Annotated in this window: 17 protein-coding genes; 5 read left to right on the forward strand and 12 right to left on the reverse strand. The window is 40.0% G+C overall.

Annotated features, from left to right (window positions below; genetic code table 11):
• Positions 1-18: 18 nt before the first annotated feature.
• A complete protein-coding gene (locus ACFX40_RS06890) occupies positions 19-207 on the forward strand; it encodes a hypothetical protein (protein ID WP_013058545.1) in 189 nt (62 codons plus the stop codon).
• Between the two features lie 86 nt (positions 208-293).
• A complete protein-coding gene (locus ACFX40_RS06895) occupies positions 294-575 on the forward strand; it encodes a hypothetical protein (RefSeq protein WP_013058546.1) in 282 nt (93 codons plus the stop codon).
• A 50-nt stretch (positions 576-625) separates the two neighbouring features.
• On the opposite strand, the gene ACFX40_RS06900 is transcribed toward ACFX40_RS06895, so the two are convergent.
• Positions 626-2,101, reverse strand: coding sequence for a glycoside hydrolase family 32 protein (locus ACFX40_RS06900; protein ID WP_060747192.1), 1,476 nt, complete (start codon positions 2,099-2,101; stop codon positions 626-628).
• A gap of 327 nt (positions 2,102-2,428) precedes the next feature.
• On the opposite strand from ACFX40_RS06900, the gene ACFX40_RS06905 reads away from it, so the two are divergent.
• Positions 2,429-2,902, forward strand: coding sequence for a YtxH domain-containing protein (locus tag ACFX40_RS06905; RefSeq protein WP_013058548.1), 474 nt, complete (start codon positions 2,429-2,431; stop codon positions 2,900-2,902).
• A gap of 30 nt (positions 2,903-2,932) precedes the next feature.
• Here the strand turns inward: ACFX40_RS06905 and ACFX40_RS06910 are convergent, their stop codons facing one another.
• The 3 genes from ACFX40_RS06910 to ACFX40_RS06920 all read right to left on the reverse strand — a co-directional run bounded on the left by ACFX40_RS06910 (position 2,933) and on the right by ACFX40_RS06920 (position 4,484).
• A complete protein-coding gene (locus ACFX40_RS06910) occupies positions 2,933-3,283 on the reverse strand; it encodes a hypothetical protein (RefSeq protein WP_377254642.1) in 351 nt (116 codons plus the stop codon).
• Between the two features lie 195 nt (positions 3,284-3,478).
• The gene (locus ACFX40_RS06915; protein ID WP_016765166.1) at positions 3,479-3,739 is read right to left on the reverse strand and encodes a hypothetical protein; all 261 of its coding nucleotides are present in this window, start codon (positions 3,737-3,739) and stop codon (positions 3,479-3,481) included.
• A 136-nt stretch (positions 3,740-3,875) separates the two neighbouring features.
• Positions 3,876-4,484, reverse strand: coding sequence for a hypothetical protein (locus tag ACFX40_RS06920; RefSeq protein ID WP_028411031.1), 609 nt, complete (start codon positions 4,482-4,484; stop codon positions 3,876-3,878).
• A gap of 174 nt (positions 4,485-4,658) precedes the next feature.
• On the opposite strand from ACFX40_RS06920, the gene ACFX40_RS06925 reads away from it, so the two are divergent.
• Positions 4,659-5,024 (forward strand): DUF3221 domain-containing protein, encoded by a 366-nt coding sequence (locus tag ACFX40_RS06925; protein ID WP_028411030.1) that lies wholly within the window; start codon positions 4,659-4,661, stop codon positions 5,022-5,024.
• An 11-nt stretch (positions 5,025-5,035) separates the two neighbouring features.
• On the opposite strand, the gene ACFX40_RS06930 is transcribed toward ACFX40_RS06925, so the two are convergent.
• The 6 genes from ACFX40_RS06930 to ACFX40_RS06955 all read right to left on the reverse strand — a co-directional run bounded on the left by ACFX40_RS06930 (position 5,036) and on the right by ACFX40_RS06955 (position 10,909).
• The gene (locus ACFX40_RS06930; RefSeq protein WP_028411029.1) at positions 5,036-5,968 is read right to left on the reverse strand and encodes a patatin-like phospholipase family protein; all 933 of its coding nucleotides are present in this window, start codon (positions 5,966-5,968) and stop codon (positions 5,036-5,038) included.
• A 128-nt stretch (positions 5,969-6,096) separates the two neighbouring features.
• Positions 6,097-8,007 carry an ABC transporter permease gene (locus ACFX40_RS06935; RefSeq protein ID WP_028411028.1) on the reverse strand — a complete coding sequence of 637 codons (1,911 nt, stop codon included), beginning with the start codon at positions 8,005-8,007 and terminating at the stop codon, positions 6,097-6,099.
• A complete protein-coding gene (locus tag ACFX40_RS06940) occupies positions 7,994-8,761 on the reverse strand; it encodes an ABC transporter ATP-binding protein (protein WP_377254645.1) in 768 nt (255 codons plus the stop codon). Before ACFX40_RS06940 ends, ACFX40_RS06935 begins: the two co-directional genes overlap by 14 nt.
• Positions 8,758-9,114, reverse strand: a complete 357-nt coding sequence (locus ACFX40_RS06945; protein ID WP_272767013.1) for a DUF1093 domain-containing protein — start codon at positions 9,112-9,114, stop codon at positions 8,758-8,760. Before ACFX40_RS06945 ends, ACFX40_RS06940 begins: the two co-directional genes overlap by 4 nt.
• Positions 9,115-9,201: 87 nt before the next feature.
• A complete protein-coding gene (locus ACFX40_RS06950; protein ID WP_377254648.1) occupies positions 9,202-10,236 on the reverse strand; it encodes a sensor histidine kinase in 1,035 nt (344 codons plus the stop codon).
• A 1-nt stretch (position 10,237) separates the two neighbouring features.
• Positions 10,238-10,909 (reverse strand): response regulator transcription factor, encoded by a 672-nt coding sequence (locus ACFX40_RS06955; RefSeq protein WP_028411024.1) that lies wholly within the window; start codon positions 10,907-10,909, stop codon positions 10,238-10,240.
• Between the two features lie 325 nt (positions 10,910-11,234).
• On the opposite strand from ACFX40_RS06955, the gene ACFX40_RS06960 reads away from it, so the two are divergent.
• Positions 11,235-12,053 (forward strand): squalene/phytoene synthase family protein, encoded by an 819-nt coding sequence (locus tag ACFX40_RS06960; protein WP_028411023.1) that lies wholly within the window; start codon positions 11,235-11,237, stop codon positions 12,051-12,053.
• A 35-nt stretch (positions 12,054-12,088) separates the two neighbouring features.
• Here the strand turns inward: ACFX40_RS06960 and ACFX40_RS06965 are convergent, their stop codons facing one another.
• Together ACFX40_RS06965 and ACFX40_RS06970 are read right to left on the reverse strand one after the other, a co-directional pair.
• On the reverse strand, positions 12,089-14,038 hold the full coding sequence (locus ACFX40_RS06965; protein ID WP_251626457.1) for an FUSC family protein: 1,950 nt from the start codon (positions 14,036-14,038) through the stop codon (positions 12,089-12,091).
• A 156-nt stretch (positions 14,039-14,194) separates the two neighbouring features.
• A complete protein-coding gene (locus ACFX40_RS06970) occupies positions 14,195-14,455 on the reverse strand; it encodes a metal-sensitive transcriptional regulator (RefSeq protein WP_013058561.1) in 261 nt (86 codons plus the stop codon).
• Positions 14,456-14,785 lie beyond the last annotated feature (330 nt).

Below are 14,785 nucleotides of genomic sequence, written 5' to 3' on the forward strand. Positions count from 1 at the left end.
GTAAGAGAGGTGGTACATATGAAAAAACGTCAAGGAATCACGCTGCTTTTATTTATACTCGGAGCAGCCTCTATTTCTTTTGGGATGGCTTTAAAAAATATCTTTCCTTATTCCCCTGCAGCTGGCTGGATTCTAGGGACACTGCTTTTGCTAGGAAACTCATTTTATACGAGAAGATACTTACATAGAAGGTCAATTAAGAAGTAAATATCCGCCCCAAGCCGTATATACAAACCTTCATTCGGTTATGGTAAAATAGATAAGCAAAAACTGGATGTAAGGAGATTTTGAGTTTGAAAACAGGATTAATATCTGGCATTATATCTTTAATTATTGTGATTATCATTTCTATTACAGCAGGCAACTGGCAGTATATTTACTATATTTCAGGTCCTCTTGGCATATTACTTACAGCGATTGCACTCGTTACGCTTCTCGACGCATTTCGATTTGAAACGAGAGGTCCTTACTTTACACCCGTCCGGCAGCGAGAGGATACAGAGTGGATGAAACGTTTTATTATTGCAGCTGTTCCTCACTTAGTTGCTTCATGTATTTGTATTTTATTTTTATAGAAACAAAAAAGCCAATGAATGATATTCATTGGCTTTTCTCATTTATTATATTAAATACCGCGGGACATGCCGTAATAATCAATACGGTAGTCCACGGCCCCTTCTGCAAATACATTTACAGCTGATTTGGAATCTTTTTTCGGGAATACCCGGGAAGTGAAGACAATTTTGCCGCCGTTTATATAAATTTCGACGATGCTTTTGTCGACAAATACGCGAACATCGACTTCATTTGACGCTGTCCATTTTTCAGAGCGAACCACACCGTATTCCGTTGCATATTGATGGTGGAATGAAGAACGGTCGAGTCGTACTTCTTGCTTTCCTGTATCAAACACGAGGCGAAGCTCTTCTTCTTTACTATTAAACAGCTCTAAACCAAACTGTTTGGCCTCTATCTCGCGGAACGTCATATTGATTTCATATGCATTGTTTGTTGCTTCATCAATGATCACTTCTTCATTTTTTAGCGTTCCTCTAAAATGAACCGCTTGATCTCGAAGCTTATTTAACTCTTCTACAGGCTTTTGAACAAGTTCATTTCCTTCAAGCGAAAGCTCACGAGGAAGCGTTAAGGCATGAGCCCATCCATATTCGTCTGACGGATAGTCAACGTCCGGGTTTCCAATCCATGCAAACAGCAAGCGACGTCCGCTTTCATCTTGGAACGTTTGCGGTGCATAAAAGTCAAACCCCTTATCAATTTCACGGTAATACTCCATTTCAAACGTTAAACTTTCCACATCAAATGTTCCCACCGCGTAAATCACATTATAAATATTATGAAAATCGTGGCCATCCGCTTTGATTCCTTGCGGCGAAAAGACAAACACATCTTTTCCGTCCAGTTTAAAGTAATCCGGGCACTCCCACATATAGCCAAAGTCAGGAAGCGATGTTTTAACTTCACCTTTAAATGACCACTGAAGCGCATCGCTTGATTCATACACAATTAACGCGCCCGTTTCGTTTTCACGCTGAGCGCCTAGCAGCATATAATATGTATCATTTTCTTTCCATACTTTCGGATCGCGCACATGTCCTGTATACCCATCAGGAACGCCTCGTACCGCTGGATTATTCGTGTATTTTTCTACACTTCCATCCCTGTTTAGCATCGCGATACACTGATTAGCTGAACGTGAGCCGTCTTCGTATTTTACATTCCCCGTATAAAACAGCAGCCCTTGACCATCTTTTTCAATCGCGCCGCCTGAGTATGCGCCGTGCGATTCATATTCTTCCGTTGGCGTTAACGCAACCGGAAGGCGTTCCCACGTTACTAAATCCGTAGATTTCACATGAGCCCAGTGCTTCATTCCATGCATCGCGCCGTACGGATACCACTGATAAAACACGTGATATTCACCGTTTAATTGAACCAATCCGTTTGGATCATTCATCAGCCCGTACTGTGGATGAATATGATAAATCGGCTGCCAGCTGTCTTTGATTGCTTTGTCTTTTAATGCTTCTAACTCTCCAGATTTTGCTTCTAAAATCGTTCTGTACTTCGATTCAGCCATTTCTTCAATCCCTCCAGCATCTAAAAAAAGAGAACGTATTCTCCTTGCCCTCTATGATATAAAATTTCAAGTGAAAATGCTACCAAAGAACGAATGTTGTCGTTTTCTTGTGTCGGATTTTATAGATAAGTTTTTTTTTGTTTTTATAGCAGAAAAGAAGGTTTTTCTGTCAGGTGGTTGAATACTATATACAATCAAATTTCACCAGCCTGTACGAGCGTCCGACGGCACTTGCAGATTTTTTTAGCGAATCATTTGCGTTTTGCAGGAAGTATTCAACAAAATGGTAAACCCTTCATATTACATATTATAAAAGGAGGAAATGTCATGACAAAAGAAAACGTAAAAGAAACAGTGGGTAAAGAAACAAAAGGTGGAAGCAAAGAGTTATTAGTCGGCACGTTAGTAGGTAGCGTAGTGGGTGTAACAACAGCTTTACTAGTAGCGCCAAAGTCAGGAAAAGAGCTGCGTGCTTCTATTCAAGATGGAGCGAATCAAGCACTTGCTAAAACAGGTCAAGTGAAAGAAACGGTATATGCAAAAGGCCAAGATCTCAAACAGCGCACGGCTCGTCTTTCACAAAAAGTCTCCGAACAGTCTTCGCAAGTTGTCAACAAAGTGAAATCTCTGCGCACTGCTAAAGAACAGCCGCTTGCAGAAACGGCTGCAGCAGAAGAGCTTGAAACGACAGAAATCGTTCAAGATCCTGTTCTTGAAGCTGAAGCGGTGCAAGAAGAATTAAATACAATTACGCAAGAAGTAAGTGACTTAGAACAATCTGTCGATGAAACAAGACGTTAATAACAAGCTGTAGAGATATCTCTACAGCTTTTATGTATATTCGCTACCTTCCTTCCACCCTTCAAAAAAATAGCCTCCGTACGGACACGGCTCTGATTCCGGCAGTTCTTCATAACGCTGTCCGCTGTAATATTTCGCCAGCACAATCTTAGGCTTAAAAGCCACTACCTCTTCACTGTCTTCTTTCTCCGCTCTGCTTTCTCTTATCAAACAAAAAATATCCATTCCCGCAAACTCTCCGTACCCCTGATAGCACGACTCATAATAAACTTTACCAGGTGTCACCAAATAACACTCCCGCTGCCATGACGGCTGCTTACTGTAGACACTGGCAATACTTATTCCACTCACTGCACACTTCCAGCTGCAAATTCCAACCATACAACGCCTCCAACGACTTGATAGTCTATTCATCTACAACTTTTGATGAAATCAAACATCCGTTGACATGTACAGAATTTTATCTTCGACCAAAAACCTATACTACCAGATATCCTGTCCCCTTGACTTCACCCCAAAAGTGCTGCATCGATAGAAATAAAAAAGGTCTGATAAATCGACCATTTCTGGTGATTATCAGACCTCAAGTTTTTCTGCATTTGAGCGGCTTATTTGCTGTTCAAGCGATTTAGCCAGCAGTACGATTTCATGATCTACATATTTTGTTTTGATTTCTTCGATTTCCATTAATGTTTTAGAAAAGCTTTCTGCATTATTTCCCTGTCTATGCTGCACATCTTTAAAAAAATCAAGCAGTGCCTCGTTAGACTGCGTTGGACGGCTAAAATCAATCGTGTACATTTTGTACCCCAGTGTTAAATTTGTTGTAGTTGTCATAATTATTTCCCCCATTCTTCCTATAGTGATATATCTTCTACTCTTTACCCTTTAATTCCTTCTTTTTAACCTAAATTAATTATTTTTTTCAAAAAAACTTCCCATTATAAGAAAAAACACCCTTATAACAAGGATGTTAGAGTATTCTTCCCTTCGGTAAAATTCCAGATGCAAAGTCATCTTTGAACTTAAAGCTAGCAGAATTGTTTTCCGTTAGAAAATGTATTTCCCATTTAAAGACCGGATATTCAGGCTTGTACATTTCGACTTTCTGATCGGGATTTTCTTCTAATCTTGCAATTACTCGTTTGAATCCCTCATATGCAATCCACCAATCGCTTCCGGTTTCATCGGTAATAAAACAAATAGAACCGTCAATTAAATGAAGGTTTTGCTTGATATCATCAGCATTTGTAAAATACGCATTTCCAAACGTTTGAAGACAATGATCGCAATAACCTGCTTTGCCTCCATCTTTATAAATCCAGTGCGCAATTGGCTCACTGCAGTCTTTACACGTATTCGTCACTTCTTGGAGAAATGTTTTTCCGCTCCACTGTTCCTTTTCATCTTCAAAAACGGTCCATACTAAATAACTTTCCGTTTGCTCTGAAATAAAAAGGCGAAACGGCTCGTCTCGATGCCAAAAGTGAATATTTTGTTCATCTGATTCTTCAAAGTCAATGACAAAATTATCTCGTTCTAATATATGTCGAATAACATTGGTTAAAAAGGTAACATCCATATAAGGACCTCCCGTACTAAGCGTGACTTCTAGTAAAAATAGCGTTTATGAGTTAAAACATATCATGCGTGCTGAAATAACGTCAACGATTACCTCTTGCTTTCTCCGAAAACTGGAAAAGAAATGGTCAAACGCGTTATAATGGTAGTCATGTTGAAACGGAAAGGAGATTTTATGAAGTTTACCGTTCAATCAACTGCACTTTTTCTTCTCTTTTTTATTTGTTTAAGCGGCTGTTCTGATAACGCCGAGCAGTCAAAAAAGCCGGCCGGCTATTTAGTTCAAGGGCGCATTTTAGAAGTGAAACAGGATGAAATTCTTATTGCAAACGTCATTCCGCGAGATACCGCGCTTGACTATACAACAAAAGAAATACTTGGTTCTAGCGATGTACAGCCTATTTATGTAAAAGTTTCGGATGATCAAACATACAAAAAAGGACAGCTCGTTAAAGCATGGCTCAAAAAAGACAAAAGCGTTCAGTATTCCGTTCCGGCAAAAGGCGAATCTGTTGAAGTCAACATTTTAAAACAGCCGTAGAAAAGCTCCTGTTACGGGAGCTTTCTTCGTGTCAGCTGCCGTCCGGTCCGATTCATTTTATGCTGTTCAAAATCCCACTTTTCTAAAAAGCGCTTTGCTGATATATAACCAGATTCATATAAAAATTCGATTTCTTCTTCCTTTAAGGCAAAATCCGTTGCCGTAATCACACCGGTTGGAATTTGCACCGTTCGTTCTTTTGTCTCCGCGTTCAAATACCGCAAATCATGAGCTTGCAGCATCGTCGTAAACATACTTTTAAATAAATGGACCGGCGTCGGAATAATAGCGGCTGTATCAATTTCTTCTTTGACAAATCGAAAACCAAATGTCGGGAAACGCGGATGCTCCGTATCAAACAGCCAAATTGGAAAATTGCTTAAAAGCGCTCCATCGACAATGTATGATCTCTTGAACCCTTTGGACTTCCAGATGACCGGACGAAAGAAAAAAGGAATGGACGCACTCATCATCACGGCTTGTGAAATCTTCATATCGCTTGGCTGCATTCCGTAGCGAGGCAAGTCGTCAGGCAGCACAAGCATCTGCCCGTTCGAAATGTCTGAGGCAATAATTTTCAGCCTATCTGCCGGCAAATCCGCAAACGTTTCGATTCCTTTTTCACGCAGCAAACCGTACACCCATTTTTCCAAATAATCATTTTTATAAAAACCTAAATGAACCATCAGTTCAATCAAGTTTCCAATCAGAGGAATTCGGTTAATGATCGTTTTCCCGCGAAACTTAGCATAGTCCATGTTTTGAAGCTCTCTGCGAATTTCACCGCTTTTATAGCCGCTCGCTAAAAGTGCCGCAATTAACGCTCCCGCTGACGTACCTGCTAGACGCTGCCATTCTACATTGCTTTCTTCCATCGCTTCAATCGCACCCGTGAATGCAATTCCTCGAACGCCTCCCCCTTCAAATACAGCATCTGCTTTCACATTTTCCCCTCCAATACAACTCTCTACTTTTTATATACCCTTTTTTTATATTCAGGATTTCATTACTCCATACCTTTTATTTTCCCAACCAAAAAAAGACTGTTTCTTTGATCGAAACAGTCTTTTCTTTATAGTCGCTTTATTACCATTCGGTAGTAATTCATTGTCAGCCAGTAGAAAAAGAAATAAATAATCCCGTATACTGCATCCGCTATTAAAACAGGGACTATCAGACTTTCACCGGTTAGGTTCGTAATGACCTTCAGCGCAAATAGACTGTGCAAGATGCCAATCACTAAAGGCAAACCAAACGTAAACAGCTGCTGCTTTCGAACGGCGCTCATCATTTGAGACACTGAAAACCCAAGCTTACGCAGAACTTCAAATCTTTTGCGCTCTTGTTCCGCTTCAGAGATTTGCTTAAAATAAATAATACTGCCCGTTGCCATCAAAAAGACGAGCCCTAAAAACCCTCCAATAAAAATAAACAATCCTTTACTCATTAAGCCTGCCTGAAACACATCATAGTATGAAGTACGGCTTTCGCCAGCTTCTTTTGCGATTTGATGATAGTTCTTAGCAAGTTCATTCTGTTTGTTTCCATCATCGGTATTAAATACGTACACCGCTTGCTTTTGTCCAGCTTTTAAAAGCTTGTTAAATGTATCGTGGTGGACTACAAACTGATAGCCGGCACTGTCAGAATCAAGAATGAGCAAAGGCTCGGATTTAACGACTTTTAAAGTAAGCTCTTCTGATTTGTTCAGCTGCACAGCTGCGGTTTTACCTGTACTAGGCTTAAACACTTTTCCTTTTGCCATTGAATCAAAAATAACAGTTTCGTTTGCGCTTAGCGCAGGAACCGAAACGCCATTTTTCCGCACTTCTTCTTCATCTAAAAAACTGATTTGTTCCCTATCTTTATAGTAGCCCGATGTAATAAATCGAAAATCCGATAAATCAGCAGAGTGCTTCACGATATGATAGACATACCGATTTGATTGGATATCTAGCTCATCCAGTACATCCATAAATTCTTGCGCTGCTTTTTTGCTGTGCAGCGTATAGTCATAAGGCTGCATGCTTCTGGCGTCGGCTTTTGTATTATAGTACGAGGAATACGTCACACCAACTGCTACAAGTGTAGTAGCCGACAAAATCGTAATTAGGGTTAACACTCGTGCATTTGCTTTAATTCGATACATCATGGTAGAAACGCTTAGCATATTTGCAAACGAATAATATCGGCTTGCATGCTCTCGGTAAAGCCCCATCAGCCACTCAATTGTGGCTTTGAAAAGTAAAAATGTACCGAAAATGACCGAGAACAGTACAACGGCTACAATTAGAAAAAACTTAGGCGTCACAATGTTTCCCGATGAAAGGTAGTATCCGTAGCCAACGAGTAAGATACCCAGTCCTCCCACTGCAATTGAGCGTTTCGAATTCATTTTATTTACGCGTTCACTTTTGCTTTCTGCTTGAAACAGATCTAATAGCGTATAGCGGTACATAATAAAATAGCCTTGAAACGATATAAAAATGGTAACAAGCAAAAACACTACGGCTGTTTTTAAAACCGCTTGAAAAGAAAATGTGAGCGTAATAGAAAGCGACAGTCCCATAAGCTTTAGTAAAAACAGCACAAATAGCCTTGAAAACACGGTACCTAGTAAAATACCGACCACCAAAGAAAAAATTCCCAGCAGCATATTCTCATAGAAAATCATTTTTCCAATCGTACGTTTTTCAATGCCGACTAAATGATACAGCCCGAGCTCTCTCTTACGCTGCCTGATGAAAAATGAGTTTGTGTACCAAATAAAGACAACAATAAAGGTAAGCAAAACGTAGTTTGAAGCATTAAAAATGCCCTGCAGCCTCAGCTCTTCTCCAATAACCTTTGAAATCGATTGGTCGTACTGAAGCGTAGCAAACACATAGTACACAATAATACTAAAAATCATTGAAAAGAAATAAAGGCTGTACCGGCTAATATTTTTGCGCATATTCTTTTTAACAAGATCAAATACGGTCATAGCCTTCACCGCCTAATGCGCCTTGAATGTTCATAATTCGTTTAAAAAATGCTTGTCTCGTTTGTTCGCCTTTAAACAGCTCCGTGTAAATTTGTCCGTCTTTAATAAACAGCACGCGGCTGCAGTAGCTTGAAGCCAGCGGATCATGCGTCACCATAATAATCGTGGCACGGTCTTCTTGATTTAATTGCGACAGCTTTTCAAGCAGCCTTGAAGCAGCTTTCGAATCAAGAGCTCCGGTAGGTTCATCGGCGAAAATAACAGCTGGATTCGTAATCATTGCTCTCGCTGCTGCAACGCGCTGTTTTTGTCCGCCAGAAATCTCATACGGATACTTATCCGCCAGCTCATAAATGCCTAGTCGCGTTGCGGTGTCTTTAAGCTTCGCTTCCATCTCTTTCTTAGACATTTTTGTAACCGTAAGCGGCAGAAGAATATTTTCTTTTACCGTTAACGTATCCAATAAATTATAATCTTGAAAAATAAACCCTAAATGATTGCGTCTGAAAGCAGACAGCTTCTTATCTTTCATGAGCGCCACGTTTTCTCCTTGAATCCATATCTCGCCATCGGTGGGACGGTCAATCGTTGAAAGAATGTTCATCAGCGTCGTTTTTCCCGCTCCAGATGGTCCCATAATACCGACAAACTCTCCTTCTTCGATTGTAAAATCAATGCCTTTCAGCGCTTCGTATACATTTCCTCTTGATCCAAACGTTTTGGTTACATTTTTCCCTTCAAGAACAACGCTCACTTTTCCTCCTCCTTTCGTTCTTTTATAGGCCACACGCTTTTCACTCGCTGCGGCAGCTCATTCTTTGTTATAATGTCATATTTCCGAACTTCATTGCCTCGAACAAAAAGGTCAATAACCGTTCCTTCTTTTAACTGTTTAATCGTTGTAAATGTTTGAAACGTTGTTTGTCCTTTTTCGTTTATCACTGAAATGGTATATTGAACTCGTCCATACTCATCCACTTTTTTTGCTTCTTTTGGGATAATCCCGTATTGATGCTCCGTTGCGGCTTTTTGATAAATCTTTATTCCTCCTATACCTGCTCCTACAACCAAAAGCAGAGCTAAGAGGCTAATCCACTTTCGCTTCATGTACGTTCCCTCCTTGTGTATAGCTCTATCTTACTTTGAAACAAGGAAAGATTCGTTTGAAGCAGATGACAATCTCAGCGTGCAATCTTACATTTTTGAAAGGTTATCAAAAGAATTCGGTTTGTAGAAGGTCAGGATCACCGTGGTGCCTTCGTGTAAAAGTGAATTCACTTCTATTCGATGGCCAAGAGCATCTGTAATTTTTTTTGAAAAATACAGTCCTAGCCCCGTAGCTCCCTTCGTTTTTCTTCCCGCATTTCCTGTGAATCCTTTTTCAAAAACCCGGGGAAGATCTTGAGTCGGAATCCCTTTTCCTTGATCAGCGATAAATAGCTTTACGTACTTTGGAGTTTCTTCACTAAAAAAAGAAAGCTTTCCTTCTAGAGGGCTATATTTAATGGCGTTAGACAGCACTTGCCTCACAACAAACTGCATCCACTTTGAATCAGTGTGTACCAGTATGTCTAGATTTTTTTCATCAATATCCAGTTTCTTTTCAATACACCATTTTGAGAAGTACGCAACGTTTGGAAAAACAAGTTCGCTTAGCGACACTGCCTGCACCTGATAATCTTTTTCTAAGTACTGCAGGCGTGCAGAATATAAATTCTGATCTACTAATCCGTCAATTTTCATCCACTCATCTTCAATATCCTTTAGCCAAGGCCATTTGTAAAGCTCTGTACGATGAGCATTAATAAGCAGCTTCATCGCAGTAAGCGGCGTCTTGATCTCATGAACCCAAGTCGTTACATATTCCTGCTGCTCTCGCTGCTGTACGTGAAGAGCATGAGTTTGTCTGCGATACACACGATCTATATGCTGCAGCAAACTCAGCATGTCTTCATCTGCTTTTGTTCGAACATATGGCTGCATTTCTTGCAAATCGTACGCATCATTCCGCATCGTTAAGCTCAACTTTTTTAGAAATTTTCTTTCTTTTATTCCTCTCCATAAAAGAAACAGAATCAGCAGACACAGCGTTAATAGATTTAAATACCAAAACGAAGTGGACGACACCTTAATATCATACTCAAGCAGCAGCAGAGCATCGATTACAATCAGCCATATAAGAACAAATAAAATCCAGCTTAGTCTTTCTCTTAAAAAACTTTTCCACATCTTAATTCACCAAATATCCTTGGCCTTTTTTAGTCACAATTTTATCATTCAGCCCGATTTCTTCCAGCTTGGTGCGAATGCGTGTGATGTTGACAGAAAGCGTATTGTCACTTACAAATTTCTCATCTTCCCATAACCTTCGCATAAGCTCTTCTCGCGATACAATCTTGCCTCGTTCTTCCAAAAGAAGCCGCAAAATAAAAAATTCATTTTTCGTTAAATGAATTTCTTGGTCGTTGTAATGCAAACTTCCTTTTTTTAAGTCTAGCACCGCGCCGTTCCACTCGATAACGTCCGAAATCGTATCTCCATATGAATACGTTCTGCGCAGAAGCGCCTGCACTTTAGCAACAAGAACATCCAAGTTAAACGGCTTTTGAATATAGTCATCCGCGCCAACATTCATTGCCATAACAATATCCATTGGATGTTCACGAGAGGAAAGAAAGACGATAGGAGTTTTTGAAACTGCACGTATTTGCTGACACCAGTAAAACCCGTCATATACAGGCAAATTCACGTCTAAAATAACAAGCTCTGGGCTTTCTGCAATAAATACTTCCATTACTTTTTGAAAGTCTTCTACTCCAGCCACTTCAAATGACCACTGTTCAAATTTCTCTTTCACTAATTCATATATTTTATCATCGTCTTCTACAATTAAAATTTTCATACATTCACCTCTGTATTGTCCTATGTATTATGTATAACCTACTGTTGAATACTCTCTTAAAAGCTCATCTAATTCATTAGCATGACAGCAATTTTCTTAAAAATAAACCATTTATTTCTGTAAAACGAAGAATGAACGAGTATTATCGTAGTGTAAACTTGTATATGTTACAAGTTTCTCTGTTCAAATACTACAAAATAATGACAATATCGTTAATAAGTAATCTTTAAACTCCATTAAATGCTCATTTTTTGTTACTATAGTATATAAGATGAAAACTTAAACTAATTTGACATGTGGATATGTAAAAAGGAGCTAGTTATCAATGAGTGTACCCAACAAATTACGCGACAACGCAATGGTGATGTTAAAAGAGACAAGCCGAACATTTTTTATTCCAATTAGCCACTTGCCGGCAGAATTGCAGGATGCAGTAGGATCTGCTTACTTATGTATGAGGGCAATTGATGAAATTGAAGATCACCCTGAGCTAGAAGCCGGTGTAAAAAGCCGCTTGCTTTACGACATTAGTGACCTGTTAAAAAAGTCTTTTAACGAAGACGAGTACATGGCATTAGTAGGTCCTTATCAAGCTGATTTACCTGACGTAACGCTTCAGCTCGGCAACTGGATTGCGCTTTGTCCGACTGGAGTTGCAGATCAAGTATTAGATGCAACTTCTATTATGGCCAAAGGAATGGCCGATTGGGTAGAAAAAGACTGGCATATTCAAAATGAAGCGGATTTAGATGACTATACGTTCTACGTAGCTGGTCTAGTAGGTGTGATGCTTAATGACATTTGGAAATGGTATGACGGCACGGAGACAGACAAAGAATTAGCTATTGCGTTCGGACGCGGCTTGCAGTCTGTTAATATCCTGCGTAATACCTCGGAAGATTCAGAGCGCGGAGTCAGCTTCTTTCCTAACAATTGGAGCAGAGAAGATATGTTTGCCTACGCTCGCCGCAATCTTTCACTAGGAAAGAAATATTTAGAAGATGTCAAATCGCTTCCGATCCTTCATTTCTGTAAAATTCCGTTAGCGCTTGCTGATGGAACATTAAACGCATTGATGAAAGGAAAAGAAAAAATGACGCGTGACGATGTAAATAAAACGGTAAATGAAGTTGTGGATATGTAAAAACAAAAGCACGGAGCCCCTGGGTTCCGTGCTTTTTATATTTCCACCTGCAGACTTTCATATAAAGCGACTATTTCCCCTTGAATAATAGGGTATCGTTTCAGGGCTGGAACACTTGAAAGCTTTGGCGCTCGTTTTTGCTCAGCTGCTGCAGCTAGCTGAGCAAATGTTTCCTTAAGCTCTCGTTTCTCCGTTTCTGACAGCTCATATCCTTCAAACGACGCAAGAAGCATATAACCTAACTGCTGGGTAGCGACAACGGCAGGCCACAATCCTTCTAGTTTGACGGCCGTTTTAGAATATTCTCCAATCACATTATCGTACAGCGCCCGAAGATTAACGAGTTCCCCTTGAAGCTTATTTCTTTCTCGTTTAATTCTTTCTTCATCTTGTTCGGTGCTTAGCATTTCTAAAAACTGTCCTTCTTTTCGTATCACATCTCCGAGCAAATACGGCAAACGAAGCGAAGAAGCTCGTTTAAAAACTAATACGGTACCGACCACTCCGATAATAGAACCAATAACAATATCAATCACCCGAGCGGACGTAAAGTAGCTAATCGCTTTATCCGGATGACCGCTTTCAGCGATTAAAAGAGCATTTGGTGTGATAAAGAGCGTGCCGAGAGCGTAGTTTTTAACAATTACAATCTCGATTGTCGATTGAAGCACAAAGACAATGAGTGCAATCACGATTCCTGTGGGCTCAAGCATTAAAATTCCGGTCCCAATTAAAATACCTAAAATCGTTCCGACCGAACGCTGAATACCTCGCTGAACCGTTGCACGAACGGTTGCTCCAAGCATCACTCCCGCGCACGTAAGCGGAATCCAGTAAGACCTAGGAATATTTGTCGTGTAGGCAACGGCTGCGGCAATGATCATAATAATTCCATAGCGCAAAGCGTTTTTAAGCACATACGAACGTTTGTGAAAAGCAGCTTTTAACCGTGTTTTTACGCTACCTTGTGAAAATTGAATGTACTCCGTTTCTTTTAATTCCTTCATTTGAAGAACGTCATTTACATCCAATAATAATGTGCGCAGCTCTTCTTTGATGGACAGCTCTTCAATTTCTTCACGCACGTCTCGGATTTTTTTATGTTTTTTTAGCGTGGCCATTTCGGATGCGAACGTTTCAATCACCGCTTGTGCTTTTTTAGAAACAGCCGGATTAAAATCGTTCGCAGCGGCCATTACAAAGATAAACAGCCCTTCGGCTTTTTGATTTAATAAAAACAGGCGATGCGCAAACGATGATTTTTTCCGATTAATTTTCGCTTGTTTCATCGCCGTTTCCGCTGCCCGAAGCTCTACAACCGTTTTATGCTGCTCGGCGTGAAACGATTCCGTACCAAGAGACCCGACAAATGAAGCTAGCTGCCTGTACGCTTTCGCCACAGCAGCGGTTTCAGGTCCGCGCGGATTAATAAGCCAGCCGCTCATGCTAATACACCAAGATAGTGCTCCTCCTAAAAAAACGAGTCCTGCGTGCAAAAAAACAGCCTGCAAATTCGGCGCTGGAATGCTCGTGCTCACAGCAAATGAAAGGACAAAAAACATGGCAGAAGGCCCTGGAATTTTTAACGCTCCGAAAACATAAACCGATACAGCTCCAATAAGACCAAATAAAATAGTTTTCATCCAAGCTACGTCAGCAAATAACGAGCCGAGTGTAAAGCACAGCGTAACGCCAAGCAAAGCTAAAAATAACTTAACGGCACGCTGCGCATAAGGCTCATCTTTTGTATATAAATATGTAAAGCCGCCAATGCTTGCAATGAGTCCGTACTGCAAATGATCAAACAAAATCCCTATCAAAATCGGTAAACTTGAAGACAAGCCTGAGCTAATTCCTCTTACCCAAGGAGAAGAAGCGTGGTTAAAGCGAAAAGCAGCTTTGATTCCCGGCGCTTTTGGAGAAGCCTCAATTTTATGATGAATTTCCGTATGATTATATGTTGGTGACTTTTTGTCATCACTCACCTTGACCTCCTCCTTTCTCTCCATATATCTTTCCTGTTCTTAAAACGAGATAAACCTAAAAAACCGCTGTTCCTATCCGTATTGTGTTTAGGAACAGCGGTTTTTATCCTTATGAGCAGCGTACAGTAAAAACAAAAAGCAGATGAAACGAATGTCTCATCTGCTTTTTACTAACAGCTCTACTGCTTCTTTTACTAAGTTTTCGGTATTCTCGCCTTTTTCAATGCTTTCTCTTACGCATTGTTCAAGATTGGTGCTGACAATAACACCCATCGTGCGATCAATTGCGCTTCTGGCTGCTGAGAGCTGTGTCACAATGTCACGGCAGTCTTTTCCTTGTTCCATCATATTTAAGACACCTTTTAACTGACCTTCAATACGTTTCAAACGATTTTTAACTTGCTTATCATATTCCATCATACTACTACCTCCGCTCATGCATGATTGCGTTTCTTGCTTTTAAGCTGTACGCAAGAAGTAAATGTATACACAACTTTATACCTATTAGGGTATGATGTCAAGTAAAGGAAGTTTACTCTTTTTTGCACTGCTAAGATTTCTTTTCGTTACCTACCTCTTCACACTACATTTAACCTGACTGGTAAGCAGGTTCACAATAAAAAGGATAATTCCCGGAATATTAAGGAACTTTTCTACTCCTTACAGATAAGAAAAAAAGATCATTTTTACATAAATGTTAATCCTTGTTTACACTGTATTTATTGTCCTGTAATCTAAACTTAGCAA

The organism is Priestia sp. YIM B13552 (assembly GCF_042787775.1).
In the GTDB taxonomy this organism is placed as follows: domain Bacteria; phylum Bacillota; class Bacilli; order Bacillales; family Bacillaceae_H; genus Priestia; species Priestia megaterium_E.

Bases quoted from the DNA above. Each gene is read 5' to 3' on its own strand.
- ACFX40_RS06890 (WP_013058545.1), top strand. From the start codon at position 19: ATGAAAAAACGTCAAGGAATCACGCTGCTTTTATTTATACTCGGAGCA.
- ACFX40_RS06900 (WP_060747192.1), bottom strand. From the start codon at position 2,101: ATGGCTGAATCGAAGTACAGAACGATTTTAGAAGCAAAATCTGGAGAG.
- ACFX40_RS06905 (WP_013058548.1), top strand. From the start codon at position 2,429: ATGACAAAAGAAAACGTAAAAGAAACAGTGGGTAAAGAAACAAAAGGT.
- ACFX40_RS06910 (WP_377254642.1), bottom strand. From the start codon at position 3,283: ATGGTTGGAATTTGCAGCTGGAAGTGTGCAGTGAGTGGAATAAGTATT.
- ACFX40_RS06915 (WP_016765166.1), bottom strand. From the start codon at position 3,739: ATGACAACTACAACAAATTTAACACTGGGGTACAAAATGTACACGATT.
- ACFX40_RS06920 (WP_028411031.1), bottom strand. From the start codon at position 4,484: ATGGATGTTACCTTTTTAACCAATGTTATTCGACATATATTAGAACGA.
- ACFX40_RS06925 (WP_028411030.1), top strand. From the start codon at position 4,659: ATGAAGTTTACCGTTCAATCAACTGCACTTTTTCTTCTCTTTTTTATT.
- ACFX40_RS06935 (WP_028411028.1), bottom strand. From the start codon at position 8,007: ATGACCGTATTTGATCTTGTTAAAAAGAATATGCGCAAAAATATTAGC.
- ACFX40_RS06945 (WP_272767013.1), bottom strand. From the start codon at position 9,114: ATGAAGCGAAAGTGGATTAGCCTCTTAGCTCTGCTTTTGGTTGTAGGA.
- ACFX40_RS06950 (WP_377254648.1), bottom strand. From the start codon at position 10,236: ATGTGGAAAAGTTTTTTAAGAGAAAGACTAAGCTGGATTTTATTTGTT.
- ACFX40_RS06955 (WP_028411024.1), bottom strand. From the start codon at position 10,909: ATGAAAATTTTAATTGTAGAAGACGATGATAAAATATATGAATTAGTG.
- ACFX40_RS06960 (WP_028411023.1), top strand. From the start codon at position 11,235: ATGAGTGTACCCAACAAATTACGCGACAACGCAATGGTGATGTTAAAA.
- ACFX40_RS06970 (WP_013058561.1), bottom strand. From the start codon at position 14,455: ATGGAATATGATAAGCAAGTTAAAAATCGTTTGAAACGTATTGAAGGT.